The organism is Duncaniella sp. C9, from assembly GCF_004803935.1.
Classification (GTDB): Bacteria; Bacteroidota; Bacteroidia; order Bacteroidales; family Muribaculaceae; genus Duncaniella; species Duncaniella muris.
This window is the reverse complement of the sequence record NZ_CP039547.1, coordinates 674,396-700,367: the sequence shown is the minus strand read 5'-3', so window position 1 is coordinate 700,367 and position 25,972 is coordinate 674,396. Positions and strand designations below refer to the sequence as shown.

The 25,972-nt window shown below is 53.5% G+C and carries 23 protein-coding genes; 20 read left to right on the top strand and 3 right to left on the bottom strand.

What is annotated here, in order from left to right:
• Window positions 1–32: 32 nt before the first annotated feature.
• The 8 genes from E7745_RS02890 (at window position 33) to E7745_RS02855 (ending at window position 9,212) form a co-directional block, all read left to right on the top strand.
• Window positions 33–989, top strand: a complete 957-nt coding sequence (locus E7745_RS02890; protein WP_133166513.1) for a hypothetical protein — start codon at window positions 33–35, stop codon at window positions 987–989.
• A gap of 433 nt (window positions 990–1,422) precedes the next feature.
• Entirely contained in the window at window positions 1,423–1,977 is a 555-nt protein-coding gene (locus tag E7745_RS02885) for an outer membrane beta-barrel protein (RefSeq protein WP_107032076.1), read from the top strand.
• A gap of 242 nt (window positions 1,978–2,219) precedes the next feature.
• Window positions 2,220–3,647: an ATP-dependent RecD-like DNA helicase gene (locus tag E7745_RS02880; protein WP_107032100.1), complete on the top strand. Its 1,428-nt coding sequence runs from the start codon at window positions 2,220–2,222 to the stop codon at window positions 3,645–3,647.
• Window positions 3,648–3,772: 125 nt separating this feature from the next.
• A complete protein-coding gene (locus E7745_RS02875; RefSeq protein WP_107032077.1) occupies window positions 3,773–4,576 on the top strand; it encodes a protein kinase in 804 nt (267 codons plus the stop codon).
• 8 nt (window positions 4,577–4,584) lie between these two features.
• Window positions 4,585–5,715 carry an N-acetyltransferase gene (locus E7745_RS02870; protein WP_124075646.1) on the top strand — a complete coding sequence of 377 codons (1,131 nt, stop codon included), beginning with the start codon at window positions 4,585–4,587 and terminating at the stop codon, window positions 5,713–5,715.
• A 38-nt stretch (window positions 5,716–5,753) separates the two neighbouring features.
• Window positions 5,754–6,935, top strand: a complete 1,182-nt coding sequence (locus E7745_RS02865; protein WP_124075647.1) for a hypothetical protein — start codon at window positions 5,754–5,756, stop codon at window positions 6,933–6,935.
• Window positions 6,928–7,776 (top strand): glycosyltransferase, encoded by an 849-nt coding sequence (locus E7745_RS02860; RefSeq protein WP_124075648.1) that lies wholly within the window; start codon window positions 6,928–6,930, stop codon window positions 7,774–7,776. The genes E7745_RS02865 and E7745_RS02860 overlap by 8 nt, the downstream gene beginning before the upstream one ends.
• Window positions 7,776–9,212, top strand: a complete 1,437-nt coding sequence (locus tag E7745_RS02855) for an oligosaccharide flippase family protein (RefSeq protein WP_107032081.1) — start codon at window positions 7,776–7,778, stop codon at window positions 9,210–9,212. Before E7745_RS02860 ends, E7745_RS02855 begins: the two co-directional genes overlap by 1 nt.
• A gap of 171 nt (window positions 9,213–9,383) precedes the next feature.
• Here E7745_RS02855 and E7745_RS02850 read toward each other — a convergent pair whose 3' ends face one another.
• Window positions 9,384–10,613, bottom strand: a complete 1,230-nt coding sequence (locus E7745_RS02850; RefSeq protein ID WP_240740280.1) for an ISAs1 family transposase — start codon at window positions 10,611–10,613, stop codon at window positions 9,384–9,386.
• Window positions 10,614–11,018: 405 nt separating this feature from the next.
• On the opposite strand from E7745_RS02850, the gene E7745_RS02845 reads away from it, so the two are divergent.
• The 12 genes from E7745_RS02845 to E7745_RS02790 all read left to right on the top strand — a co-directional run bounded on the left by E7745_RS02845 (window position 11,019) and on the right by E7745_RS02790 (window position 22,237).
• Window positions 11,019–11,510 carry a hypothetical protein gene (locus tag E7745_RS02845; RefSeq protein WP_107032082.1) on the top strand — a complete coding sequence of 164 codons (492 nt, stop codon included), beginning with the start codon at window positions 11,019–11,021 and terminating at the stop codon, window positions 11,508–11,510.
• A gap of 3 nt (window positions 11,511–11,513) precedes the next feature.
• The gene (locus E7745_RS02840; protein ID WP_107032083.1) at window positions 11,514–12,101 is read left to right on the top strand and encodes a hypothetical protein; all 588 of its coding nucleotides are present in this window, start codon (window positions 11,514–11,516) and stop codon (window positions 12,099–12,101) included.
• 21 nt (window positions 12,102–12,122) lie between these two features.
• Window positions 12,123–12,632 carry a hypothetical protein gene (locus E7745_RS02835; RefSeq protein ID WP_107032084.1) on the top strand — a complete coding sequence of 170 codons (510 nt, stop codon included), beginning with the start codon at window positions 12,123–12,125 and terminating at the stop codon, window positions 12,630–12,632.
• A 390-nt stretch (window positions 12,633–13,022) separates the two neighbouring features.
• Window positions 13,023–13,970, top strand: coding sequence for a DUF6175 family protein (locus E7745_RS02830; RefSeq protein ID WP_107032085.1), 948 nt, complete (start codon window positions 13,023–13,025; stop codon window positions 13,968–13,970).
• A gap of 39 nt (window positions 13,971–14,009) precedes the next feature.
• Entirely contained in the window at window positions 14,010–14,948 is a 939-nt protein-coding gene (locus E7745_RS02825; protein ID WP_136408264.1) for a hypothetical protein, read from the top strand.
• Window positions 14,949–15,014: 66 nt separating this feature from the next.
• Window positions 15,015–16,505 carry a hypothetical protein gene (locus tag E7745_RS02820; RefSeq protein WP_136408263.1) on the top strand — a complete coding sequence of 497 codons (1,491 nt, stop codon included), beginning with the start codon at window positions 15,015–15,017 and terminating at the stop codon, window positions 16,503–16,505.
• Between the two features lie 359 nt (window positions 16,506–16,864).
• Window positions 16,865–18,280, top strand: a complete 1,416-nt coding sequence (locus E7745_RS02815; RefSeq protein ID WP_124075652.1) for a hypothetical protein — start codon at window positions 16,865–16,867, stop codon at window positions 18,278–18,280.
• On the top strand, window positions 18,277–18,939 hold the full coding sequence (locus tag E7745_RS02810) for an ATP-binding cassette domain-containing protein (protein ID WP_370291793.1): 663 nt from the start codon (window positions 18,277–18,279) through the stop codon (window positions 18,937–18,939). Before E7745_RS02815 ends, E7745_RS02810 begins: the two co-directional genes overlap by 4 nt.
• Window positions 18,940–18,995: 56 nt before the next feature.
• Window positions 18,996–20,207, top strand: coding sequence for an ABC transporter permease (locus E7745_RS02805; protein WP_136408262.1), 1,212 nt, complete (start codon window positions 18,996–18,998; stop codon window positions 20,205–20,207).
• 178 nt (window positions 20,208–20,385) lie between these two features.
• The gene (locus E7745_RS02800) at window positions 20,386–21,066 is read left to right on the top strand and encodes a phosphatidylserine decarboxylase family protein (protein ID WP_107032090.1); all 681 of its coding nucleotides are present in this window, start codon (window positions 20,386–20,388) and stop codon (window positions 21,064–21,066) included.
• A gap of 32 nt (window positions 21,067–21,098) precedes the next feature.
• Entirely contained in the window at window positions 21,099–21,824 is a 726-nt protein-coding gene (gene pssA, locus E7745_RS02795; protein ID WP_123398460.1) for a CDP-diacylglycerol--serine O-phosphatidyltransferase, read from the top strand.
• A gap of 50 nt (window positions 21,825–21,874) precedes the next feature.
• Complete coding sequence (locus tag E7745_RS02790) at window positions 21,875–22,237, top strand: DUF4834 family protein (RefSeq protein WP_123398461.1); 363 nt, start codon at window positions 21,875–21,877, stop codon at window positions 22,235–22,237.
• Between the two features lie 180 nt (window positions 22,238–22,417).
• Here E7745_RS02790 and E7745_RS02785 read toward each other — a convergent pair whose 3' ends face one another.
• Entirely contained in the window at window positions 22,418–24,301 is a 1,884-nt protein-coding gene (locus E7745_RS02785) for a hypothetical protein (protein WP_124075653.1), read from the bottom strand.
• Window positions 24,302–24,305: 4 nt separating this feature from the next.
• Window positions 24,306–25,970, bottom strand: coding sequence for a polysaccharide biosynthesis protein (locus E7745_RS02780; RefSeq protein ID WP_370291791.1), 1,665 nt, complete (start codon window positions 25,968–25,970; stop codon window positions 24,306–24,308).
• Window positions 25,971–25,972: the final 2 nt, after the last annotated feature.

Genomic DNA, 25,972 nt, shown 5'->3' with positions numbered 1-25,972 from the left:
TAATAAAAATTCACACACTAAGTTTTTTAGCTATGAAAAAAAGATTATTGTCAATTGCGTTGCCTGTAGTGGCTTGTTTTGGATTTATGTTGACATCATGCGGCAGTGATGATGACGGCAATGGAATCCCCGCTCTCCCGACTCCGGAGTATGAAAGCTCAAGTGCGAAGTATGAAATGTCGGCCGGCAGTCCTTACCGTTCCATCGAATTCACGTCAAGCGGCAACTATGTGATCATCGCAAATTCAGCCTCGGATTACTCCTACGCCCCTGCGGCAGCTGTAGCTGAAAAGCAGACCGCGGCAAGCAAGACAGTGGCATCGGGCATGTTCCGCAAGAAGGAGGCAGATCGAGTGTCGCGCGCCTATTTCAACGGAATCTATTACGGCACCTACACCAAGACCGGTGACAACCAGTACAATCTCCAGGGCTTCGGCACCATCACCGTCAATACCGGCGGCGACAACGCTTATTCTCTGACAGTGACCACTTCGTCAGGTTCGCAGACCCTTGCGGCAACAAAGGCCGTGGCTGACAAAGACAGTGACCGCACAAATGCCCTCTGCCGCACCTGGAACTTCGACAAGATCAACCTCAAGGTCTGGATCAACGGGTCAAAGAAGTATGACAGGACCGTACCTGCCAACAAGATAAACGATTTATTGGAAGAGTGGGGCGATGACGGCTGGGAGGAAGACGAGATTCCCCGTCAGGTCATCTTCACCAAATCAGGCACCTACATGGTCCTCTATGGTCTCAACGATTATTCTAACAATTCACTCGACATCTCTTCATGGCGCTGGGAGAACGAAAGCAAGGGCATCATCCGCTATTCCTGGGATATCGGTGACTTTGACGACGATGACTCCGGCTTGATCACCACAAGCTTCAGCGGCAAGAATATGACCATCTGGGAGGAATATTCTGAAGAAGAAGACGGGGATAACTACCGCGAGAAGATCACGTGGTATTTCTCGGAAGCGAAGTGACCTCGACCTGACCTCCACGCTGACTTTGTGCAACCTTTCAATACACAGCGGCTATAAGCAATTTCATAAAATAAGTTTTAGAGGGTGTTTCATAACAAGAGTCAAAATCTGAGTGGTGTATCTTTTAGATAAATTGTTGCAAGGGAGGAAGAAGCATAGCGAGCTATGCGACTGACGAGCTTCAACAATTTAGCAAAAGAGACACCAAGGCTCAGGTAACTTAAAATTTTTCACAAATGGAATACTCTATTTACAAAAAGACAATACAATCGCCTCCGAAAGTTTTGAGCGGATATGGCTCTTCATCTCAGTCACATAGCTCGCTATGCTCCTTCAATTCAGAGCCATATCCATCTCAAATCTTTCGCTCAGATTTTAACTGTTGTTATGAAACACCCTCTTAAGTAAACCAATCATTAATTCATTTACACACATGAAAAAGTTTTTCATTGCTGCCTTTGCAGCAGTATGCGCTCTAGGCGCTTCCGCACAGACTTTCTGGAACTCTGACGCAGCTGACAAGAAAGTGACTCTCGGTATCCGCGCAGGTCTTGACGTGGCCAATGCACGTGCCGATTACGGTGATTTCAAATCGCGCACAAGCTTCCTCGCGGGTGTGTCTGCCGATTTCAACCTTGTGCAGAGCTTCTCTATCAACTCAGGTCTCTTCTATGCAGGCAAAGGCGCCAAAGACATCTCGGCTGACTTCATCGAACTTCCCGTCTACGCATCTTATCGCATGAATTTCGCCGAAGCTTCACAGCTTCAGGTGAATTTCGGCCCCTATTTCGACTTCGGTGTTGCAGGTGATGCCTTCAAGAAAGAAGTAGACTGTGACCGTTTCCAGATGGGCCTCGGTCTCGGTGCCGGCTATACATTCCGCAAATTCTACCTCGGCGTTCAGTATCAGTGGGGTCTGACAGAAGTTGTCAAAGACAGCAAATCTCACTGGGACTGCTTTAACGTATCGCTCGGATATAACTTCTAAGTCAATATAATCCCATAGCCTTTACTCTTGGTCTCCGGAAAGGAGGCTTTAAGTAAGTTCATAATGTGAAAACCACGCAGTGTGGCGGCTCTGCTCTACGGAAGCAGGCTGCCACGCTTTCGTTTTTTCAGTGAATATACGTATCTTTGCGCCCGGTATCAAGGAGGTTGATGCAAAACCGATAGTGGACGCTTGCCGCACTTCCATCCTGACGGTGCCGGAAAACAAAATCCAAAACTCAGATGACTGTAGGTGAATTCGCGGATCTTGTGAGGGCCAGACTGCCCTATGACGCCAATGGGCAGCAGAACCTGCTCATTGAGGCACTGGCGCGTTTCTGCTCGGCCTCCACCCCCTCTGATTCGGTCTTCATTGTCAACGGATATGCCGGCACGGGCAAGACATCGCTTACCGGCGCGCTCGTCAAGGCCCTCGAAGAGGTACGCAGACCGGTGGTGCTGCTTGCCCCGACCGGAAGAGCCGCCAAGGTGTTCAGCGCCCACTCCGGGCATCCGGCCTATACCATACACCGCAAGATCTACCGCGGTGCGCCCGGCGAACTCTCAGGAGGCATGACAGTGATGCAGCGCAACAGTCTCTCCGATGCCGTTTTCATTGTCGATGAAGCCTCCATGATCTCTGACAGCCCCTCGGCGGCCGATGCCTCAGGCTTCGTCAGGCAGAGCCTGCTCGAAGACCTTGTGGAATACGTGTTCACCGGCGACAACTGCCGGCTGATACTGCTCGGCGACGTGGCCCAGCTGCCGCCGGTTGGCTCCGCGGAAAGCCCCGCCATGCAGCCTTCGACGTTCAAGGCGCTCGGTCTCCACGTGAGTCGCGCTGTGCTGACCGACACCGTCCGCCAGTCGCGCCGTTCAGGCATACTGCGCAATGCCACCTGGCTGCGCAGGGCCATGCTTCTCGATCCACTTCCCGCTCCGCGCCTGTTCACCGAAGGCTATGACGATGTCAGGGTGGTGGAAGGCGATGATGTGATCGACACTATTGCCGACTGCTACCGCTCCGACGGTCCGGGGGAGACCGCTGTAATCACCCGCTCCAACCGCCGGGCCACCGGCTTCAACCTCGGCATCCGCTCGCGCATCCTCGACTGCGAGGAGGAACTGGTAAGAGGCGAGCGCCTGCTGGTGGCTAAAAACAACTATACCTGGGCCTCGAAAGTCAAGGGCCTCGATTTCATAGCCAACGGCGATGTGGCGGTGGTCAGCCGTGTGCACGGCACGGAGGAGAAATACGGCTTCCGCTTCGCCAGTGTCACCCTCCACCTGCCCGACCGCGATGTAGAGGTGAACTGCCGCATCTTCCTTGAGACTCTGACTGATGAAAGCGCATCGCTCTCGCGCGAGCGCATGGAGCAGCTTGCGCAGGCGCGCATGGCCGATCCTGAAGTCAATGCCCCTGACGTAGCCTATGAGACACGTCTGCGCCGACTTCGCACCGATGAATACTTCAACGCCCTCCAGGTCAAATATGCCTATGCCGTCACCTGCCACAAAGCCCAGGGAGCGCAGTGGCGCAACGTGTTCATCGACATGGGCGGAATCGCTCCTGACCAGCAGGGACTCGAATTTTACCGCTGGCTCTACACCGCCACCTCGCGCGCCACCTCGCGGCTCTACTACATGAACCCGGCACTGGCAGATGACTGAGCGCTCCGGACCGTCCGGCCCGCTGTCTTTCAGTTTGCCACTCCTTATGCGCATTTTGCCACAGAAATAGCCCGATTGCAAAAAAAATTGTAAATTTGCATCTTGAACAAATACGCGTTTCAGTCATGGACAACACCACTCTTTCCGCCTCCTCGTCTAAATGGACCGAGATCGAACATCTTCCCGAATGGGATGAGGAATTCTACCACGTCTATACCGCTAAGAAGCATGGCAAATGGCTAATGCTCAAAACACTGCGTCCTGAACTGAAGGGGCAGGAGAAGTTCGACCGCATGATCGAGAAGGAGTTTGAGGTGCGCTACAACCTGGCGCATCCCCACATCATCATGATCAATGACTTCGAGGAAGTGCCCGGACTGGGGATGTGTATCATAACCGATGACGTCTACGGTGACTCACTTGCCAAGCTCATCCGCGAGGGCAAAGTGACCGAAGACCATCTCTTCAAAATCCAGCACCAGCTGCTTGATGCCCTTGACTATATCCAGGCAAAGCATCTCGAACACCATCCGCTGTCAACCTCGCGAATAATCTTCACCGAGAACATCGGCAATCTGAAGCTTATCGACGTGGGCTTTGACCAGAACACCCACATCACTCCAAAGGATGTCAGCGAAGACATAAAGAACTACGGCGAGGTGCTCATGGCAGCCCTCGATGCCGCCGGCAGCACCAACCAGCGTCTGCGCCGTGTGGCCGAGAAGTGCATGAACCCTGATCCGGCCAGACGCTATCAGGATGTCAATGCCCTGCGCCTTGCCCTGGCCGACCGTAAGACCAACAATATCTATCTTGCAATAATCGCTTTCCTTGTGGCCATGATAGCCCTGCTTCTGTGGCTTAACTCCCCCTACCGCCCGGAACCTCTCCACAGCTCCCAGTCAACGGAATGCGTGGCTCCAAAGTAAAAAAAGATATGTCAGTAACCGTAAAGGCAATAGAACCCGTAAAGAAGGCCTTGCGCGAATATGTCAACTTCGGAATAGATCTCTATGACGGAAACGACTGTTTTGTGCCGAGCCTCATTTTCGACGAAATCAATACATTGATCCCCTCCAAGAACCCGGCCTTTGACTATTGCCGGGCACAGTCCTTCATGGTTTATCGCGACGGCAAGCCCGCAGGACGCATCACGGCTATAATCAATGACCGTCTCAACTCAACCACAGGCCGCAAGGAGGCCCGTTTCGGATTCGTGGACTTCGTGGACGACTGCGAGGTGACCGACGCTCTCTTCAGTGCCGCCGAGCAGTGGGCCCGCGACAATGGCATGACCGAAATGATAGGCCCGATGGGCTTCACCGACATGGACCGCGAGGGCATGCTTGTGGAAGGATTCGATGAGATGGGCACTATGGCTACCATCTACAACTATCCCTACTATCCCGCCCATGTGGAGCGCCTTGGCTACCGCAAGGACACCGACTGGGTGGAATACCGCATAACCATCCCCGACAAGGTGCCGGAAAAGATGACCCGCATCTCGGAGATTGTGATGAAGAAATATGATCTCCGGATTCTCAAATATACTTCGGGCAAAAAAATAAAGCGCGACTACGGTCAGGAGCTTTTCCGGCTCATCAATGAGACATATGCCAACCTCTACGGCTACTGTTCGCTCACGGAGCGTCAGATTGATTACTATGTTGACATGTATCTGAGCATTCTGCGCCTTGACTATGTAAGTGTGGTGGTTGACAGCAAAGGCAAGCTTGTGGGGGTCGGCATCACGCTCCCGTCGCTCTCGGCAGCCCTGCGCAAGTCGCGCGGACGTCTCTTTCCTCTTGGCTGGCTCCGTCTCCTTCGCGCAATCCGCGGCCACAACGACGTTATTGACCTGCTGCTCATCGCAGTGGCTCCCGAATATCAGTCTAAGGGAGTCAACGCGCTGTTCTTCTATGACCTGCTGAATCTCTATATCAAGAACGGAGTCAAGTATGCTGAGACCAATCTTGAGCTTGAAAGCAACTCGCAGGTGCAGTCGCAGTGGGAATACTTCGAACGGCGGCAGCACCGCCGCCGCCGTGCCTTCCGCAAGCAGCTCTGAACCGCCGTCGCTCCGGCGCCTAATCACCCCGATCTGTCATGGGAAACAACAACCGCCTGAAAATACTGCTGGTAGGTGACGCATCATCATTTCACCACACCTTGGCCGAGGGTCTTCGGAAACTCGGTCATGAGGCCGTTGTTGCCTCTCACGGAGGCCACTGGCTCGACACCGGACGCGACATCGACACCGGGCGGCGCTGGAAAAGCAAGGCCGGAGGTCTGGAGCTATGGCTGCGGTGGCACCTGGGGCTGAAGCAGAAAATGACAGGTTTCGACGTGGTCTCCATCGCCACCCAGAGTTTCATCGAGCTGCGCCCGCACAGAGCGCAGGCTATCTATGACTATCTCCGCGCCAATAACCGCTCGATGTTCTGCACGGCTCTCGGAACCGATTCAAACTATGTGGAGGAGTGTATTGATCCCGCCAGTCCAATACGCTACAGCGAGTTCCGCCTCTTCGGCGCTCAGTCGCCGCTGTGCAAGGCGCAGCCATCACTCGTGTCCGAATGGCTCTCCGAACCGCTGAAAAATTTCGGAAATCACATCTGGGCTACGGCTGACGGTGCCGTCTCGGCCCTCTATGAATATGACGTGGCGCTCCGGCGTGTTCTTCCTCCTGAAAAAATCGCTTATGGCGGCATTCCGATCAATGTCGATGACCTGCAGCTGGTCAGCCTGCCTGACAGGATAGAGAAAGTGCGCTTTTTTCTCGGACGTTACCGCGGGCGCTATCTTGAAAAGGGAACCGATGTGATGGAAGCCGCCGCCCGCGCCGTGGTCGGCCGCTATCCTTCACGCGCCGAGCTTATAATAGTGGAAAACAGGCCGTATGAGGAATATCTCGGACTGATGCGCTCGGCTCATGTGGTCCTTGACCAGCTCTACTCCTACACGCCCGCCACAAACGCCCTGCAGGCTATGGCCTACGGGCTTAACACCGTGTCAGGCGGAGCGCCGGAGTTCTATGACTTTATCGGAGAGAAGGAACTGCAGCCGGTGATACATGTGGAGCCTGACTATGAATCCGTCGTCCGGGCCTTGGAGCAGACAGTACTGCATCCCGAAGCCATACGTCCGCGCGGTCTGGCCGGACGGGAGTTCGTCATCAGACACAATCACTATCTGACGGTGGCCCGGCGCAATCTGGAGTTCTGGCAGAACCGTCTGGCCGCCGCAGGCTGCTGTGACGGCAGAAGGGGAGGGGCGTGCCATGAATAAGCGGCCTCTGTCTCTTGAAGTCATGATCTCGACTCTCGGAAGCGACGGCATAAAGCGTGTAGCCGCCATGACGCTGCCGCAGATGGCCGGCGTAAGCTATCTTGTCAGCTGGCAGACGGTAGGAGAGGACTCCTTATTGCCTGAGCAGCTTGAGGCGCGATCAGATGTCAGGGTGATCCGTACCGCTTCCAAAGGGCTGAGCCGCAACCGCAACCATGCGCTTGACCATGCGTCAGCCGATGTGCTGCTTATTGCCGATGATGACCTTGACTATATTCCGCAGGGACTTGAGGCCGTCAGAACGGCTTTTGAAGCCGATCCGGATCTTGACATCGGTCTCTTCCGCTACAGCAATGGCTGCGGTGGCTATGAGAAGGTCTATCCGCAAAGCCCGGTACGCATAGCCGGGCATCTGCCGAAAGATTACTATACAACATCAATGGAGATTGCCATCCGCAGGGAGGGCCGCTCCGGCTCGCTGAGGTTTCATGAAGAGTTCGGGCTGGGGGCTCCGGTGCTGAAATGCGGTGAGGAAGAACTGTTTCTTCTTTCAGCGCGTCGGGCCGGACATAAGATAGTATTGTTTCCTGTGGATCTTTGTGTGCACCGCGGGCTGACCACCGGAAACCGCCGGGTTGCCGACCGCGGGGTCTACCGAGGCATGGGAGCCGTGACCGCGCTGATCTATCCGCTGACCTTCCTGCCGCGCTTCGTACTGGCGGCATGGCGCGGGAAGAAGCGCGGAATCATGAAATTTTTTCCGGCTCTCATCAATTTTATTTACGGTGCCGCCTACATGGCGCTTCGTGTCAGACCCTTCGGGAGGAGGGCTGCTGACTGATGGGCATCGGAAAACTGCGTGGCGCCCACGGGCTGAGTGCCAAGGTGCTGAAGGCAATGGGCCTATTCGGAGGGGTTCAGGGCGTAGGCATTCTGTGCAGCGTGGTCAGGGTAAAGCTTGTGGCGCTTTGGCTCGGTCCGGGGGGAGTGGCGCTGTTCGGCATTTTCAACAGTGCCGTTGACATGGTAAAGTCATTCTCGCAGCTTGGATTCAGATCAAGTTCCGTCCGTGACATCGCCTCTCATTCCGGAAGCGCCTCGCTGGCAGGGATCGTGGCCGTGGTAAGGCGCTGGGGACTGATGCTCGGCCTTTTAGGCTGCGTGGCGATGCTTGTCGCCGCCCCGTTTCTGAGCAAGTCGACTTTCGGGTCATATGATCGCACCCTATATTATATGGCGCTTGCGATCGCTGTCTTCCTCATGGCTGTCTCGGCCTCTGAAGAGGCTGTGCTGCAGGGCACAGGCCGCTTGCGCGCACTGGCGCGGGCTTCGCTCTGGGGAATGGTGGGCGGTTTGGCCGTTTCAGTTCCTATGTTCTATTTCTTGGGTCTTGAAAGCGTTGTTCCTTCGATCATAGCCTATGTGCTTGTGACCAATCTGGCTCTTATGGGCCGGCGCGTAAAGTTTCCGGGCAAAGCTCTGCGCACAGGGTTGCGCGAAACCTGGCAGGCAGGCCGTCACTTCATCATGCTCGGCATCTATATGACTGCCACCGATGTCATAGCCCAAGTGTTGAACTATGTGTTCATTGCGTGGCTCAACCAGACCGGCGGAGAGAACTCCGTGGGCTTCTATCAGGCAGGTTTCACGATGGTGAACCGCTATCCGGCTCTGATAATGAGCGCAATAGCAATGGAATATTATCCGCGCCTGGCCTCTGTGGCCTCCTCGCCGCTCAGAATCCGCACTTTCGTGGCCCATGAAATGAGGCTGCTGACCCTGCTGCTGACAGCATTCGTGGCCATGTTCGTGCCGCTGGCCCAACTGGCGGTGCGCCTGCTCTACTCGGCTGAGTTTGATGTGGCAGTGCCGTTTGTGACAATCGCTATGGTCGGAGTCATGCTGCGGGCGGTTTCCTATTGCATGTCATATGTCATCCTCGCCAAGGGCGACGGCCCGACATTCCTCCTCACCGAGTCGATAAGCGCTGTGGCCGCGCTCGGCCTGAACATCGTAGCGTTCAGGCTGTGGGGTGTCAGCGGCCTGGGTGTGAGCTACACTCTGTGGTATCTGCTCTATGTGGCGATCATCGCCGTGGTCTACTGCCGTCGCTACCGCCTGCGGGTGCCGCGCCGGCTTGTTTTTGCGGTGTGTCTGGAGGTTGTGGCGATAGCCATCTGCGTGATAGTGGCGATGACCGCCGGCCATCTTTGGGCTCTCGTGCCGGGAGTGCTGACTGCCGCTGTCTCCTTCTATTGCCTGAAAAAGATTTTTTAACGGCACGTACGGCATTGTGTATATTTTTATGAAAAAGGGGTTTTATTCACGGCTCTTTCATTTAACCTAAAATAAATAGCATATCTTCCCTTACCCGGTTCATTGAGAATCGGGTAATTTTTCCATGTCTGTATATCAAAGAGTTATTCTGGTATCAAAATCTTATTTTTTTCACTTTTGACTTAAAAATCGAATCAGTCTGGTAAAGCTCATCGAGATATGTCTGATCAGTTCGGCTATGCCTTTATTCTTATCTGATTGTTTCTTGCGAAGTCCTTTCCATATTGAGAACACCGAGTAAACTATTCTTTGTATGGTATCGAGGTTTCTGGCGGCTCTCGTCGACTTGCGTTTTATATTGTCCTGCTGAAGATTGTAGTCCAGCCCCCAGTGCATACTTTCTATTGACCAATGGTTGCGCACGAAGATTCCTGGCTTCGGAGTATGCGTAGGCATACTGCTGACGTACAGGCGTTTTTCTGAGGTGTGTACTCCTGTTGACTTTTTGACTGTGGACGATTCATACTCTATGATGGTCATGTTTCCGCCCCATTTCTTCTTGTCTGCGATAATGTCCAGTCCGTCATATACGCGGTAGGTTCTCGTCTCTATCCTGCCGTGGGCCAGTTCGGGACCTTCGGTGTAAGAATATACCGGTGTGTGTTCCACTAGCCTGTCCTCAATGCCGTATCGCAATGACGGCTGGTTGGCTTTGAGTTCTATCAGAAAGTCTCCGCCTTTCTTTCTGATTTTCTCGACAATATCCTTCTGCATAGACATTGCGTCGGCTGTGACAATCTTTCCTGCGACATCTATTTTATCAAGAAGTATCGGTATGGCCTTTATCTCGTTGCTCTTTTCCTGACAGGCTTCGGTGGCGATTGTTATGCCGGTGCTGAACGAATAGGCAGAGACGATATCCGGGCTTCGCCCGTTTTCCTGAACGGTGCCGCGCTCGGCTTTGCCGTCAATGCAGATTATTTCAATGATGCGGCTGGCGCAAGTAAGTCTTTCAAGGAATATGTCTGCGAACTGCTGCATCCTGTCGGCCATATCCATATCGTTGATGCCGTTCTCCACACGGCAAAGCGTGGCCTCAGATGGTACGCCGTTCCTTAACAGGCCCATTTTGTGTAATTTGTTGAGGTTGTATCTGCCGAACTCCAATATCTCGGCTCGTCCGATGCATCCGGCCATACGTCCGAGTATCATCAGCATGATGATATCGTTGAGGCTGTGACGGAAATTGCCTTTGTCCAATCTACGGAAATCCGGCACGGATGAGGCAAACGCTCGAAGTTCTTCCATGATACTGCGCCTTGTGTCAAATTTATTGTGTACTTTTGCGGTATGATCAGGCGCATAGGCGTCAGTCGAACAGACTTGGTCAAGTGGCTTCATTTTTTTTGGCGTAACTCTTTGATTATCACCTATAAAGTTACTAAAAATCTGCCACTTGGCCAAATTTTCATTGCACTTATTTTCTTGAAAATCAGAGGTTAAAGCCTCTCCACCCGTACTGCTCTCGCTATAAAATAACACATTTGTCGAGAATGAGACGAAATCTTAAATGAAAGAGCCGTGGGTTTTATTTAGATTTATTTTACAATTAACGTATTTTAACTATTGGGGGGGGTAAAAAGTAACATTTTTTATACATTTGCAAAACTGCTTTCTGAAAAAGCTATCTGTTGCTTTGTGTTACAGTGGTAATCTTTGCTATGGAAAAATCTTTTTTTTAGGCTTTGCAGAATGCTCTGATCACTTATTTTTTAAATCTAAACCAAAATCAATACTGATAGAATTATGAAAAAATTTGCCGTTATGCTTGCCTGCATAGTAGTCAGTCTGTTTACAAATGCAAAAGCACCTGAGGTCACAGATGTGTCCGTGACAGGCGAAGGTGTCGGAAACGGAGGCCGTCCGGTGGTTGTGGCTACCTGTGCCGCCAAGAAAGCCGACAAGGTTACTGATGCCGATCTCACACGCTGTGCCGTCAGAGCTGTGCTTTTCAGTGGATGGGTCGATAAATCAAACACTTCGTCATTCGATGCCTCGGTCAGCCATCCCGCAGTTGCCGGAAGCCCTGACGCAGAGGACGCACATGCCGACTATTTCGCAGACTTCTTTGCAAGCGGCGCCGCTTCAAAATATGCCTCGGTGCTTCCTGACACCCGCAAGGTGGTCAAAAGCGGCAAGGTATATCATGTAAGCCAGGCTGTTTCCGTGAATGAGCCGGAACTGCGCCGCAAGTTAGAGAAAGACAATATCATCAAGTCACTCAGAAGCGGATGGTAAACTATGAAAAAGATACTCACCTTTATCGCCGCCCTGCTGATCTCCATAGGAGTATCGGCGCAGGAAAACCAGGTAAAAAGAATCCCCGGAAAGGGCTATGACCCCAATCAGCAGCAATATTCCCAGTTTGAACGCTCGGTGTGGTTCAGCGCCGAGGTGCTCGGCGGTGTGTCGTGCCATCTGCGAGGCCACAACATGGGCCTTGCCGAGGTAGATTTCACCGTAGGCTACCGTTTCTGCCAGTATCTGAAAGTAGGCGTAGGCATCGGTCCGAGATACTACATCGACCAGGGGCCTCTCCGTCGCTCCGACATCAAGTGGGGCATGCCGCTGTTTGCAACCGTCAGAGGCAATCTGATACCCGGCCTTTACCGCACGGTGGTGCCTTACTGGGGCATAGAGGCCGGCGCATCGGTGCGTGACGGCGCATTTTTCCGCCCCACACTCGGCTTGCGTATCGGCGAGCCCCGCAATGCCTTCACCATCGGCATCAGCTACATGGGGCAGGACATAGCCACCTATAATTCCCGGCTGGAGAAGACGTGCAAATACACAAGTTTTGCCTGTCTCCGCCTCGGATATGAATTCTGAAATCCGCTTATCTGAATATTTATGAAGAAAACAGCAATATTAGTAACGGCTGCGATAGGAATCGTTGCCTCATTAGGCTCATGCTCAAAAAAAATCACCACTCCGGTGGCTTCATCCGCGGCCTATTCCTCTTTCGAGACTCAGTGTCTCGGCGTTGAACATGACGGTTCTCAGACCCTTCGGGCTTGGGGCAAAGGCACTTCCAAGGGCGATGCCATAGAGCAGGCCAAGAAAAACGCCGTCTATGATGTGCTTTTCAAAGGCATCAAAGGCACCGGCGAGTGCAATCAGACTCCGCTTGTTCCGGAAGTGAATGCCCGCGAGCGTTATTCGGAATATTTCAATCCGTTTTTCAGCGATGGCGGAGAATACCGCAAGTTTGTCAAAGAGGAAAAAGGCGGTGAGGCCAGCAGGCTTCAGGCCAAGGGAAAATCAATTTCAAACTATGGCGTGATTGTGACTGTAGACCGTGAAGGCCTGCGCCGACAACTTGAAAAAGACGGAGTGCTCAAGGAAGGAACCCGTCATTGAGAAATTTAGAGGGTGTTTCATAACAAGAGTTAAAATCTGAGTGGTGTATCTTTTAGATAAATTGTTGGAAGGGAGGAAGAAGCATAGCGAGCTATGCGACTGACGAGCTTCAACAATTTAGCAAAAGAGACACCAAGGCTCAGGTAACTTAAAAATTTTAACAAATGGAATATACTATTTACAAAAAGACAATACAATCGCCTCCGAAAGCTTTGAGCGGCTATGGATCTTCATTTCAGTCACATAGCTCGCTATGCTCCTTCAATTCAGAGCCATATCCATCTCAAATCTTTCGCTCAGATTTTAACTATTGTTATGAAACACCCTCTTATAAGAGCCATACAGCATACTATTTTAACCTGATCAAAACAATATATAGAATACCATCTTATGAAATTATTCGCAAAAATACTGGCAGGCACCTGTATGGTCCTGTCAGCACAGACACTGCTTGCCGCTCCTCCCAAACTGATGATTGTCCCGGACAAGACCTGGTGTATCGAAAAAGGTTATGTCATCGAGACCGAACGCAATGGAAAAGTGCGTCAGCGCGAGGACTATGACAAGGCTCTTGTCGACCCGGATTTCAAAAATGTGCAGCTTGCCATCTCACAGATCATGGCCGAGCGTAACTTCCCTGTTATCAGCGGAGAGTCGCAGTCTGAAACTGACGATGAGGATGAAATGCTTGACGAAGCCTTTGAGGGTGCCGAAACCGGTTCCGGTGTGCAGACAAATGCCTATGATGAACTGCTCAAGCGCAACAAACCGGACATCACTCTTAAGATTGGCTGGAATATAAACAATGCCGGTTCGATCTATTCGGCAGACTATCGCATCGAAGCCATTGACACCTATTCAAACAAGTCGGTAGCTCCTATCGCCGGCCAGACCGGAGAGATGCGGCGCACAGTGCCTCTGAGCGTGGCTCTCAAGCAGACGGCTAAAAACAATATGGATGACTTCTGCCAGAAATTGCAAACTTATTTTGATGATATCCATGCAAACGGCCGTGAGATCCGCCTTGATGTACGCATTATCGACAACGGTTCGGGCACTACCATGAACCAGGAGTTCGAAGGTCAGGAACTCTCGGAAATCATCTATAACTGGGTGAGCGACAACACTGTCAACCATCAGTTCAGCCAGCGTTCAGGCGGCCGCAACATGGCCCGCTACGATCAGGTGAGAATCCCTCTCAATGGCTCCGACGGTCGTCCGCAGGATGCGTCTCGCTGGGTCAAAGGTCTTCAGGACAAGCTGAAATCACTTGGTCTCGTGGCTGAAAACGCATCAACCGGTCTTGGTGCCGCCCGTATCTATATCGGAGAGAAATAACAAGAGTGTAAAATAAAGAACCCTAACTTAAACAAAAATATGAAACTCAGACAGATATTGCTTGGCGCGGCCATAGCCGCAATGCCGGTGGCAGCAGCGGCAGCCGATTGCGAGATCGGTATGGGCATCGCGCCCATAATGGAAGGTGACCAGGTGCCGGCGGCTGTGGCCCGTCAGCTTGAAGCCAAGCTGAAAACGGTGCTGACCCATGTAGGAGTTGCGGCAGGTGACTATGACTGCCAGTTCTTTCTGACCGGACGCTTCGACGAGGCTTTCAGCCAGGAAGCCGGCGGAGTGGGCGGACGTGTGCTTGTGAAGACCAATCTTCAGCTTGCCATCTGCGACGGTGAAAACAGAAAGGTGTTCGCCACCGCCACATTCCCGCTCAAAGGCGTAGGAGCCTCTGACCAGCAGGCGCTCACTCGCGCACTCGGAAGCCTAAATGCCCGGAATCCGTCATTTATCAACTTCGTGGAAGACGGCAAGGCCAAGATAGTGGACTATTTCGACAAAAACTATCCCACCTACATGGCCAAGGCTCAGAAGGCTTTGAAAGCCCGTGACTATGACGAGGCTCTCTATTGGTCAACGTCGATTCCGGAATGCTGTGCCGGCTACGCACAGGCCGCTGAATTGGCCAGCAGTATCTATCAGGACAAGATCGACTATGACGGCGCCATGCTCCTCGCACAGGCCGAAGGCGAATGGGCTTCAGATCCATCGGCTGAAGGCGGACGCGCGGCCTACGGCTATCTTAGCCGGATTGATCCCTCGGCTGCATGCTATGCCAAAGCCAAGGCTCTCGGAAAGAAGATAAGCGCATCGGTCAGGGAGGATTATGTTTTCGAGACCAAGGAGAAATACCGCAATGCGGTCGAACTTGAAAAGCAGCGCATCGACGCTGCCCGCCAGGTGGCTGTGGCCTGGGCTCAGAACCAGCCCAAGACAGTGGTCAAAAACAACTGGATTGCCTGGTGACCTGTCGCCGGATGATGTAAAAACACGCACTTAATATATTATACAACATATAAAAATCAGAAACAGATGAAAATCAACAGACTTATCTTGGCAAGTTGCTTTGTGGCTATGTTGGGAACACACGGAATCATGAAAGGCGAAGACGTGAAATTCATGCGCAGTTCAATCTACACGGTACTCGTTAATTCCAATGACCAGAACCAGCGTCTCGACAGAGAGGCTATCGAAACCGACTCGGCCGGTTATGCCCTGACTCTTCAGGAATCAGGCCTTTCGAGCCTCGGCGGTGTGCCCCAGATGGTGTTCCCTTCGATCGCTATTCCCGAACAGTTCAATGACCACAATCTCCAGTGGCGTATCATCGACTTTGATGCGCTGACTGCCGATATGACCGATGAAGAAGCCAAGTCCGCTCGCCCCAAAAGCGGCGGTGCCGGCAAGTTCATGAAAGGCCTCGGCGGATCTCTGCTTGCAGGTGCTTCCGGAAAGCAGGAATCTTCGCTTGTCAGAGTGGAAAAGGTGGATGACTACATGCATGCGGCTGTCAACAAGTTCCTTGCCGACAACAAGGTGGCAGACTACATGGTGGCCAAGTGGTATGGCTATAATCCTGAAGGCAAACCCCAGTTCAACACCGGACTCATTCAGGAGCGCGGACTGGAAAACGCTTCTGCCGCAGAGCTGTCAAAGGCAAATGCCAATGCCGAATTCAAGGCAATGCTTTCTTCACAGGGCTTCGAACTGCTCAACAACACCTTTGTCGTGGCAACCAACCTGCGTTTCCGCAACAACAAGGCTGTAGCCCAGGAAATCTCTGACATGGTGGGCGGCGTTGCTGCTGTGGCCGCACAGAATGCCGGCGCTCTCGGCAGCCTTGCGGCTTTCGGCGCCAAGAAAGGAACCGAAGCGGCCATCAACGGTCTCATGAAGGATATGTATTCCGTGACCGCCGTCACCAACCTTTATAAACTCGACTGGAACGATGATATCGACATGGCTCTGAGCGACAAGGTGCTTTATAACGAAAACGCTACTCTTCAGGACCTTCTTGACGCCGGCCTCTGCAAGCTGTCATATGTCGGACAGACCAAGGCCCGTTCAGGCGTTAAGAAAGATAAAACCAAGACTCTTGACCAGCTCGCCGCTTCGGCAACAGCCCGTGCGATTGATATGGCCCTCGCCAAACTGCAGGTTGAGAATGAAGTGTTCCGCACCACGGTGCCTATTTCAAAATCGGCTGATGGTTTTCTCTACGCAAAGATCGGATCGAAGGAAGGTGTGAATGAAGGAGACGAATATGAAGTGCTCGAACAGCAGCTCGACGAGAAGACCAACAAGATGATCTATAAGAAAGTAGCTTCTGCAAAGGTCGAGAAAAACGGTGTGTGGTTCAACACCACCGGTGCCGATGAAATCATAGCAAATGCCGAAGGTGCTGAGGCTGAGGCCATGAAGGCTGCTCAGGAACTTGGCTATACCAAGCTGAAAGTAGGCAAGAAAAACGATTTCTCAGGCTACTACCTTCGCCTTTCAAAGAAAAAAGGAAAAATCGAATAATGAATTCTGATTTTATTTACAATCTCTGTTTGCATGTGGCAGAAGATGCGATTTTGTAAAAAATCTTGAAACACACAGAAAACATGCCTCTGGAAGCCGTTGCGGATAGTCTGCAACGGCTTCTTCTGTTTACTGGCGCTCCGGCTCTTATCGCCGGGCAGTCTGCTGCCTGTGGCAGTTATGGTCTTCTGAACTCAGAACCAATGATTTTTGAGCACTGAACGTTACAATGTCAGGGCTAATCATTATCTTTGTGCTTGGAAAATCTCTTCATCATTTTGAAAAATTGTATAACATACCATCAGAGGGCCCTACAAATATAGTTCCTCTGATGAACAACTCCTGCAATATTTATGAATATGAAATTTTTTAGGGCGGCTGCTGTGAGGTCGTTTCTGATGCCTTTGGTGGCTGTGGTTATTCTTGGGGTCGCGGTGGCGTCGTGTTCGAAAGACGAGGCGCTGTTTGACGCGATTCCGGCTGAGGTCGACAATGTAGGGTTCGTGCGTCTGAAAAGTGTGCTCAGCCAGTCCGGATTCAAATTCGGACCTAATGGAGTCACTACCGATGGTCTCGCTGCTCCGGAAGGCCGCTTCCGGGATCTTGTGGACCTTGCCGATGTCATGGACCGCTCCGGGGTCTGCGATATCGACCGCATGGCCTGGGCAAGGGATCGCGACGGAGTCATCTATGTGACGGCTCTGGTCAGCGACTGCGACAAGTTTGCCGAGGCTACTTCCGGAGAGATCGGATGGACTGAGGCCAAAGACGGTTTCCGGCAGGGCCAGTGGGGCGGTTTCACGGCTCTTACAGGCGACGACCGCTTCTGGCTGACCGATGCAAAAGATGCCGTCAAGGCTGTCAGAGAGCTGCAGAAGAAAGCCGGGAAGTCTCCGCTGACGGCTCTTTCCGGAATCTGCGGGATGCTTGAAGGCCAGGGGCTGCTCAACATGGCTCTCAGCTGTGATGCCGCAGCAAAGGGCGGCAAGAAGGACGATGGCGCTCAGGCGGCTCAGGAAAGCCTATGGGCCACTATCAGTTGCGATATCAAGGACAATAAACTCGTAGCCGGAAGCGTGGTCATGCAGGCCGATGGCACCACCGTGGCCGCAGACGGACTCCAGCCTGTCAATAAGGCTGTGCTCTCATATATTCCGGATTCGTTCAGCTTCGCCTTTGCCGTAGGGCTGACACCGGATTTCGACTGGAGTGTACTGACTCAGGCTGTCAGCGCCTTCGGAGGCTTCCAGGCACGCGGCATGATGGCTGTGGTCACTCCCTATCTGCAGTCGATCAACGGCACTGTAATGCTTGCCGCCGGTCCGGCCAATGATCAGGCCTACAGTGAGATCGACCCCGGCAACTGGCACTTCATACTGATGGCCCACATGCCTCAGCAGAAAATCACCGAGATCATGAACATGGTGCGGAACTCTATGTTTGTGGCAGGAATGAGTCCGCGCATGACCGACCAGGGGCTTTTGATCGTGCCGCAATACGGCATGAATCTCTATCTCGGCAATGTCGATGGCTATTTCGCCGTTAGCAACATGCCTTTCGACAATACACGTCAGAACAGTCTCGCGCCGCTCTTCTCCGGCAAGGACGGAGCCGTTATGCTTGAACTGCCATCGCTGCGCAGCCTCAGTCCGGCGGCTCCCGCTTTCGGTTTCAGACTTACCGGCCAGACCGGTCAGGGCAGCACCACGGCCGAACTGGCTCTCACGGGCACAACGCAGCCCATCCTCCAGGCCATACTTTCAGCATTGCTATGATAGAGAACATTGAGTTGAATAGAGTGCTGCCGCAGGTGTTCCGCGGCAGCGAGAAAGAGGCTCCGGTCAAGGATTCGGAGCTCTGGCTCAGAGAAAGTGTGGTTTTCAGCCGCGGACACAACTATATCATCGAGGCCGAGAGCGGCACGGGCAAATCGTCGCTCTGCGCCTTCATCTACGGAAGCCGCCGCGACTATGAGGGCCGTATTCTCTTCGACGGGCAGGATGCGGCAGCCCTGAGCATCGACCGCTGGTGTGAGCTGCGACGCCGCTCTCTAGCCTATCTGCCCCAGGAGATGCGCCTGTTCCCTGAGCTGACCGTGATGGAAAACGTGATGATAAAAAACCGGTTGACCGATTTCCGCAGCGGTGACGAAATCCGCCGTATGCTTTCGCGCCTTGAGATCGAGGGTAAAGCCGGCGAAAGAGCCGGACGCCTTTCAGTAGGGCAGCAGCAGCGGGCGGCCATCATCCGCGCTCTCTGTCAGCCGTTTGATTTTATTCTTATCGACGAGCCGGTGAGCCATCTCGATGCCCGCAACAATCAGGCCGTGGCCTCTCTCATAGCCGAGGAAGCCGGACGGCAGGGTGCGGCTGTAATCGCCACCTCGGTCGGCAACAAGATCCGCCTCGAAGAGTTTGAGCTGATGAGGCTCTGATATGCACCCTCTTAATCTGTCCGGCGGCTTTGCCTAGACAAATACAACTTCTGAAAATGTCAAACAATACAGTCTGGCGCCTCCTGCGCCACAATATAAGCGCCGGTCAGATAGCCGGCTATGCACTGGCCAGTTTCGTGGGCCTTTCCATAGTGCTTACCGCCATTCAGTTTTACCGAGATGTCAGCTCGGTCTGGAATGACGATGACTCGTTCATCTCCAAAGACTACCTGATCCTATCTAAGCGGGTGGAGGGAGTCAGCGGTCTCTTCGGCCGGTCATCCGCCTCGGCCGGTGACACCCGTTTCAGTGAACAAGATATCGCCGACATAGCCTCGCGGCCCTGGGTCCGCAAGGTTGGCCGCTTCAGCTCGGCCTCGTTCAATGTCTATGCCAAAGTGGAACTCGGCGGCAGCTCGATGGGGTCGGCGCTCTTTCTCGAATCCATCCCTGACGAATTTTTCGATGTCACCCCCAAAGAATGGACCTATGAGCCGGGCCGTTCGTCATATGTGCCCGTGATTCTCTCCAAAGACTATCTCTCGCTCTACAATTTCGGCTTCGCCACCTCGCGCGGCATGCCGCAGGTTTCAGAAGAAGTGATCGGCATGGTGCCTCTGAAACTCTCGCTCAGCGGCAACGGCCGTCAGGAGTGGGTCGACGCCCGCATTGTAGGCTTTTCCTCGCGTCTCAACACCATAGCTGTGCCTGAGGAGTTCATGCAGTGGGCCAATAAAGAATTCTCCGAAACTCCGGCTGAAGCGCCGTCGCGACTGATAGTGATGCTCGACCGTCCCGGCGATCCGCAGGTGGAAAGCTACCTTGAGGAACACGGCTATGAAACGGCCGGCGACCGTGCCGACAACGGCAAGGCCGCATTTTTCCTCTCGGTCGTGACCACGGTGGTCATCGGCGTGGGGCTGATCATCAGCATCCTCGCGTTCTTCATCCTCATGCTCAGCATCTACCTCCTGCTGCAGAAAAACCGCACCAAGATCCATGATCTCATGCAGCTCGGCTACTCACCGGCCCAGGTGTCGCGCCACTACCATCTGATAGTCATCGCCGTCAATGCCGGAGTGCTTTTAACCGCAATGGCAGTAATGCTTGCCGCCTCCGCCTGGTGGAGTGCCCCGCTCCGCGCGCTTGGAAGCGAACCGGAGTCGGCATGGCTTACCGTCGGCACAGGCATCGGCCTGATGCTCCTGATAACCCTCGGCAACCTCGCGGCCATCACCCGCACCATCCGCCGCAGTTTCTACGCCTGAGTCGGACGCCTTTTTAAACACCCTCTTAATTATGGCGAATTCGCCATAATTAGAAATCAGGCGGACGGAAATTTTTAACAGTCGGTTTTGATAAATGGAAAAGTTTGCATAACTTTGCAAATTAAGAGAACGCAACGGGCTGTCAGCCCCTCTGATACTACCCCTATCCTCGAATCTAATGAAAGTCAAGATCCACAGCGAAGGAATCAATATACTGATAGTTGTCATGCTGATAATGATTGTGATCAATCTGTCGGCATGGATGTTCATCCGTCCCGCTGCGATCCCAACTACTTTCACTGTCATCTCCGCGATCTTCTATCTGCTCGTAGTCAACTTTTTCCGCTCGCCGAAACGTGCCTTTCACGGCGACCGCCACAATGTGGTGGTAAGCTCGGTTGACGGTACCGTCGTGGCGCTTGAGGAAGTATTCGAGCCGGAGGTGCTGCGCCGCCGTGTCAGAATGCTATCGGTATTCATGTCGGTGTTCAACGTACATGCCAACTGGTTTCCGGTTGACGGCGAGGTGCTGATGGTGCGCCACCACAGCGGCCGTTTCCTCAGTGCCTATCTCCCGAAAGCGAGCATCGAAAACGAACGGTCGACAGTGCTTATCCGCGCCACCAATGGCCAGGAAGTGCTCATGAGGCAGATTGCCGGAGCCGTTGCCCGCCGGATTGTCACCTATGCCGAACCGGGCGACATCGCCGACATCAAAGACCACATGGGCTTCATCAAATTCGGATCGCGTGTCGACATCTATCTCCCGCTTGATGCCGAAGTCTTCGTCAAGATCGGCGATAAGACCACGGGCGGTGTCTCGGTAGTGGCCCGTCTGCGCGAACATCCTGATGACTAATAAGGTTATCATATAAAACACAGTATCATCAATTGAAATCAATCCGCACTTATATTCCGAATACAATCACCTGCCTCAACCTCCTCTCAGGATGTACGGCGGTGTTTTTAGCTTTTAATCTCGACCTGCCCACCGCAGGGCTGAGCGCATTGCAGTGGGCTTTCGTGTGCATTGGCGCCGCCGCCGCCTTCGACTTCTGGGACGGCATGTCGGCCCGCCTTCTTCACGCCTATTCGCCCATTGGCAAGGAACTTGATTCGCTGAGCGACCTTGTCAGCTTCGGCCTCGCTCCGGCATTCCTCGTGATGAACACCATGCTTCGGGCCGGCAGTCCGCTCTGGGTGAGCGCATTCGCGCTGCTTATAGCCGTGATGGGTGCCCTGCGTCTTGCCAAATTCAACGTCGACACCCGTCAGACAACCTCGTTCATCGGTCTGCCTATTCCGGCCAACGCCATCTTCTGGGTGGGTGCACTCGCCTGGATCACCGATCACGCCTATCCCGGCGATGCGGTGATGGCAGTGCTCATTGCAGTGGTTTCGCTGCTTATGGTGAGCGAAATAAAGATGTTTTCACTCAAATTCGCCAACCTTTCGCTGCGCGAGAATGTTAGACGTTATGTGATCATGGCGGCCACAGTGCTTTTCGTCATCACCGACGGCGTTTCGGGCTTTGCCTGGACAATTGTGCTCTACATTCTGATCTCGCTTCTTGGCAAGCGCACAGATCCTGACGCATCCGAGGCGGATGAGAAGTAACCGTAGACCTCCCCACGGTCAGCATTCAGCAAAACCTTCATCTTTCTGACATGTTAACTTTCTTTGGAACAATACTTATACTCTATCTGGTGTGGCTTATCGTCAAGCCGCTCCTGCTGAGCTATGCCCGGCGGAAATATACCCAGAAGGTCAACGATATGTTTAACCAGGCCTTCGGAGGCGGAACAGGATTCAGTCCCGGAGCATCGCCTTTCGGGCAGCAGCGCAGGCAGCAGCATAAGCCAAGGGGGCGCAAAAAGATATTCAGCCGCGACGAAGGCGAGTATGTGGACTTCGAAGAGATTGAAGTTAAAACCGAATTCTCGGCCTCGGAGACCAATGAAAAACAAGGCTCCTCATACACTCCCCGCGAACCACAGGTAAGCGACGCCGACTGGGAGGAAATCCGCTGAACGGCCACAGCGCGCAGATTGCCTACAGAAATGTCAGATATGTGGTATCCGATGACATATTGACTATATATCATCAGATAAATGTAATTATAGTATCTCTAAGACTGCATAATAGAAAACTCCGGATGGAAGCTTCCGTCCGGAGTTTTTTTCTATTGTTTTTATGTGCGGGGAAATATGTTATTTCTGCGGGAGGATGTACTGCAGGTGCACCTTCACGCAGCGGTTCATCTTGGCATCAATGCCACGGGTAGAAGGATCGTCCACACGGCCTATGCCGCGCACTGAGTTCTTGAACGAGTTGACACGGTAGGTCTTGGAGTCTACACCGTCAAATTTGCCTGACTCGCGGAGCCAGTTGAGCACCGTGGTGGCGCGGTTGTCCGAGAGGGTTGTGTTACGGTCGAGACCCACCTGCTTGGCGTCAGGACCGGTGAAGTTGTCCTGGCTTGTGGCGAGACCTTCCACCAGAATGCCTGTGATCACACCGTTTTCAATAATGTGGCGGATGTCATCGACAGTCTCCTGATCGGCATGCTTGGCTATATGGCCCTGGTTTGACTTCACGGCCGCATAGATGTCGGCAAGACTGACGAGATATTCGCCGCGGTCTATGTCGAAGTATTCACGGATGGTTTCAAGACCCTTGTGGGCGTTGAGGCCGAAGGTCTGGGTCTCATAGTAGTTGTCTTCGCTCAGAAGCTTCTGAGAGCGGGTGGCATCGTCGATACGGTAGTGCCAGAGGTGCTGGTCGCCATATATCGGGGCGTAGTAGAAGCCTGCGCTCTGGCGGAAGTCAGACATGTCGGAAGGAGCGAGGCTCAGAGAGATCGGACCTTCGCCCATTTCATATCCGCGGGGCACTGAGGTGATGGCGAAGTCGCGGTCAGCCGGTTCGGTGGGCAGGTCTTCGGTGGGCAGACCCTTGAGAGTGCGTCCGGCCACGAGGCGCGAGGCCACATCACCGTTGTCCTCGAAGCGGCGCTGGGTGTAGATACCCCCTGTCAGGTAGTCAATGGCGTTGACAGGACTTGAGGCTATGGTCGGGGCATCGTTACGTCCGGAATAGTTGTTGGGATAGAACACGTAGAATGTGATTTCGGTGAACTTGGCGGGATCGCCCTCCTTGACGCGTACTTCGCGGATCTGACGTTCGCGGTAGTCGCGGGTGTAGGTGTGGGTAGCGCCCATGCGCCAGCTGCGGGCACGTTTTGAGCCGAGATAGAATGTGAAGCCGAGATCGGCGCCGAGATTCGAGTCCCACTTGTTGGCCGCATGATTTGCCTGGCCGTATTCGAGGTCGAAGTTGGTCTGATAGAGAAGAGCGCGGAGCTTGAAGTCGAGCGAGAAACGCTTCGAGCGGGTGAAGAAGCGGCTGTATTGCAGCTCCAGATGTGCGCTGAGCTCGTTGTCTGATCCGTGGCTGTGGCCATAGCCCATGTGGTGCACACCGCCGATACCGGCGTTGAGCATGAACTGGTTCATGAGTTTGGGGCTGTCAGCTCCTTCATAGCCCTGGATAAGGCGCGAGAGGTTGAAGATGACACTTGCGCCGATATCCCACCAGCGGGTTCTCATCTTGCGGTAGGGTGTTCCGTCAGGAGCCTGCATGATACCCCCGTAGCCATAGTGGCCGGTGAGGTATTCGGTGTAGCCCTTGGAGTCGGAGCGGATGAATTCCAATTTCACGCCTACGCCCGGAGTGAACCATTTTCCAACGCCGATACCGAAGTCAGGCGAGATGGTGCCGCCGAACTTTCCGCGTCCGGAGTAGTCGCCGCGGAATGTGTGGGCTCCGGCTGTGGCGAATACAAACCAGTTTTTGCCGAACTTGTTTGTAACCACTCCGAATGGCTGGTTTGTTTCCTTGACAACCTCGGTGCGGGTAGGCAAGTCGGTGTCAGTAGTGTCTGAATAGACTGTCCGGTAGTCTTTGTACTGCCGGTCAAAGTCCTCGTATGACGAGGGAGCCTGCGCGGCGGCTGTGAAGGCCGGACACAGAGCTGCCAGTGACAGCGCGGGATAGAGCAAACGCTTTAAAGTCTTGAGCTTGAGAAGGTACATAGCTTTATGCGATAGGTTGGATTTCAGGTTTGTTATGATATATATCGGTTGTTGTCGGGCTTACTTCGAGCGAAGGTTGCGGTCCCGAAGGTGAGGGATCGAGGGCGGAGTAGGGTGAGTTGTTTGAGATATACTCCGGCACCATGCGTTTCATGGACCTCACGGTGGCGATGGCGTTGAATGTGTGGGCCGTGGCGAGAAGTTCGTTGACCTGGGCTGACACTCGGCGTTTGTCGCTTGGCTCGACCTTTGCAATCTTGATTTTTGGATGCGACGACGGTATCACCTGTTCTTTTTCAGTGAGGAGTTCCTCATAGAGCTTTTCGCCGGGGCGCAGTCCGCAGTATTCTATCTTTACATCAAAACGGCCGCTGAGGGCTATCATACGGCGGACGAGTTCTACGATCTTGACCGGTTTGCCCATGTCGAAGGCGAATATTTCGCCGCCTTTGCCGAGGATAGCGGCTTCGAGCACGAGCGCGCAGGCTTCGGGTATGAGCATGAAGTAGCGGATTATGTCTGGGTGGGTCACCATTACCGGACCTCCGCGGCGTATCTGGCTGCGGAAGGTCGGTATTACCGAGCCTTGTGAGCCGAGCACGTTACCGAAGCGGGTGGTGATGAAGCGGCAGCCGTCGGGGCGGTTGCTTGAAAGACTCTGGCAGTACATCTCGCAGATACGTTTCGTGCAGCCCATCACATTGGTCGGGTTGACGGCCTTGTCGGTGCTGACGAGTATGAATTTCTCCACCTTGTAGCTCACGGCAAGGTCGGCTATGAGACGGGTGCCCCCTACGTTGTTGGTCACACTTTCAACCGGATTCTCCTCTATGAGGGGCACATGCTTGTAAGCTGCGGCGTGGAATACGATTTCAGGGCTTTCCGAGGCGAAAATGCGCTCCATGCGCGGGCCGTTGCAGATGTCGGCTACTATGTAGACGCAGTCTGTTTTGGGATACAGACGCTCCAGTTCGAGCCGCAGGTTATGGAGCGGCGACTCGGCCTGGTCTATAAGAATGAGTCTCTGCGGGCGGAGCGATGCTAGCTGCAGGGCAAGTTCGCTGCCTATGCTTCCGGCTGCGCCGGTGACGAGAATGCGGCGCCCTGAAAGTTTGGCGCGGATTTCGTCCATGTCAACTTCTATAGGGTTGCGGTCAAGCAGATCGGCCATTTCGAGGTCGATGAGCTGGCGCTCACTGTAGCCATAGGCTCCGCCGCTGGTGGTGTAGCGCAGATAGAGGTCATAGAGAGTCTTGACTCCGACTCGCATTCCGCAGATGGTGGTGACTGCAAGAAGCGAGAGCAGAATTAGGTCGCGCAGGCGGATGGCAAAGAGCACATTGTCGGCGTGGAGGAATATGCGCAGCAGCATGATGACTGTTACGGCAAACGCAAGAGCCATGCAGACGCGGACAAGGTCGGGGAAAGAGGTGCGGCGGAAGATGTTGCGGTAGGTCCCGCACAGGAGGAAACCGGCGGCAAAGGGGCTGAGATAGATCAGCATGGTCTGAAGTATAAGGCCGAGATTGCTGACGGTGTTGGCCAGTCCGTGGTTCACCACACATGCCACAAGTCCCGATAGATAGACCATCGAGCAGTCGAGAAGCAGCACAATCCATCTCGACAGATTGTGGCGCGCAAATTCTCTTGTCAGCAGTGTCCGGTTCACGG

Excerpts from the sequence above, each read along its gene's own strand:
- E7745_RS02865 (WP_124075647.1), top strand. The coding sequence starts at position 5,754 with ATGGGAAACAACAACCGCCTGAAAATACTGCTGGTAGGTGACGCATCA.
- E7745_RS02805 (WP_136408262.1), top strand. The coding sequence starts at position 18,996 with ATGTCAAACAATACAGTCTGGCGCCTCCTGCGCCACAATATAAGCGCC.
- E7745_RS02815 (WP_124075652.1), top strand. The coding sequence starts at position 16,865 with ATGAAATTTTTTAGGGCGGCTGCTGTGAGGTCGTTTCTGATGCCTTTG.
- E7745_RS02790 (WP_123398461.1), top strand. The coding sequence starts at position 21,875 with ATGTTAACTTTCTTTGGAACAATACTTATACTCTATCTGGTGTGGCTT.
- E7745_RS02810 (WP_370291793.1), top strand. The coding sequence starts at position 18,277 with ATGATAGAGAACATTGAGTTGAATAGAGTGCTGCCGCAGGTGTTCCGC.
- E7745_RS02835 (WP_107032084.1), top strand. The coding sequence starts at position 12,123 with ATGAAGAAAACAGCAATATTAGTAACGGCTGCGATAGGAATCGTTGCC.
- E7745_RS02870 (WP_124075646.1), top strand. The coding sequence starts at position 4,585 with ATGTCAGTAACCGTAAAGGCAATAGAACCCGTAAAGAAGGCCTTGCGC.
- E7745_RS02830 (WP_107032085.1), top strand. The coding sequence starts at position 13,023 with ATGAAATTATTCGCAAAAATACTGGCAGGCACCTGTATGGTCCTGTCA.
- E7745_RS02820 (WP_136408263.1), top strand. The coding sequence starts at position 15,015 with ATGAAAATCAACAGACTTATCTTGGCAAGTTGCTTTGTGGCTATGTTG.
- E7745_RS02875 (WP_107032077.1), top strand. The coding sequence starts at position 3,773 with ATGGACAACACCACTCTTTCCGCCTCCTCGTCTAAATGGACCGAGATC.
- E7745_RS02855 (WP_107032081.1), top strand. The coding sequence starts at position 7,776 with ATGGGCATCGGAAAACTGCGTGGCGCCCACGGGCTGAGTGCCAAGGTG.
- E7745_RS02800 (WP_107032090.1), top strand. The coding sequence starts at position 20,386 with ATGAAAGTCAAGATCCACAGCGAAGGAATCAATATACTGATAGTTGTC.
- E7745_RS02850 (WP_240740280.1), bottom strand. The coding sequence starts at position 10,613 with ATGAAGCCACTTGACCAAGTCTGTTCGACTGACGCCTATGCGCCTGAT.
- E7745_RS02840 (WP_107032083.1), top strand. The coding sequence starts at position 11,514 with ATGAAAAAGATACTCACCTTTATCGCCGCCCTGCTGATCTCCATAGGA.
- E7745_RS02890 (WP_133166513.1), top strand. The coding sequence starts at position 33 with ATGAAAAAAAGATTATTGTCAATTGCGTTGCCTGTAGTGGCTTGTTTT.
- E7745_RS02845 (WP_107032082.1), top strand. The coding sequence starts at position 11,019 with ATGAAAAAATTTGCCGTTATGCTTGCCTGCATAGTAGTCAGTCTGTTT.
- E7745_RS02860 (WP_124075648.1), top strand. The coding sequence starts at position 6,928 with ATGAATAAGCGGCCTCTGTCTCTTGAAGTCATGATCTCGACTCTCGGA.
- E7745_RS02825 (WP_136408264.1), top strand. The coding sequence starts at position 14,010 with ATGAAACTCAGACAGATATTGCTTGGCGCGGCCATAGCCGCAATGCCG.
- E7745_RS02785 (WP_124075653.1), bottom strand. The coding sequence starts at position 24,301 with ATGTACCTTCTCAAGCTCAAGACTTTAAAGCGTTTGCTCTATCCCGCG.
- E7745_RS02885 (WP_107032076.1), top strand. The coding sequence starts at position 1,423 with ATGAAAAAGTTTTTCATTGCTGCCTTTGCAGCAGTATGCGCTCTAGGC.
- E7745_RS02880 (WP_107032100.1), top strand. The coding sequence starts at position 2,220 with ATGACTGTAGGTGAATTCGCGGATCTTGTGAGGGCCAGACTGCCCTAT.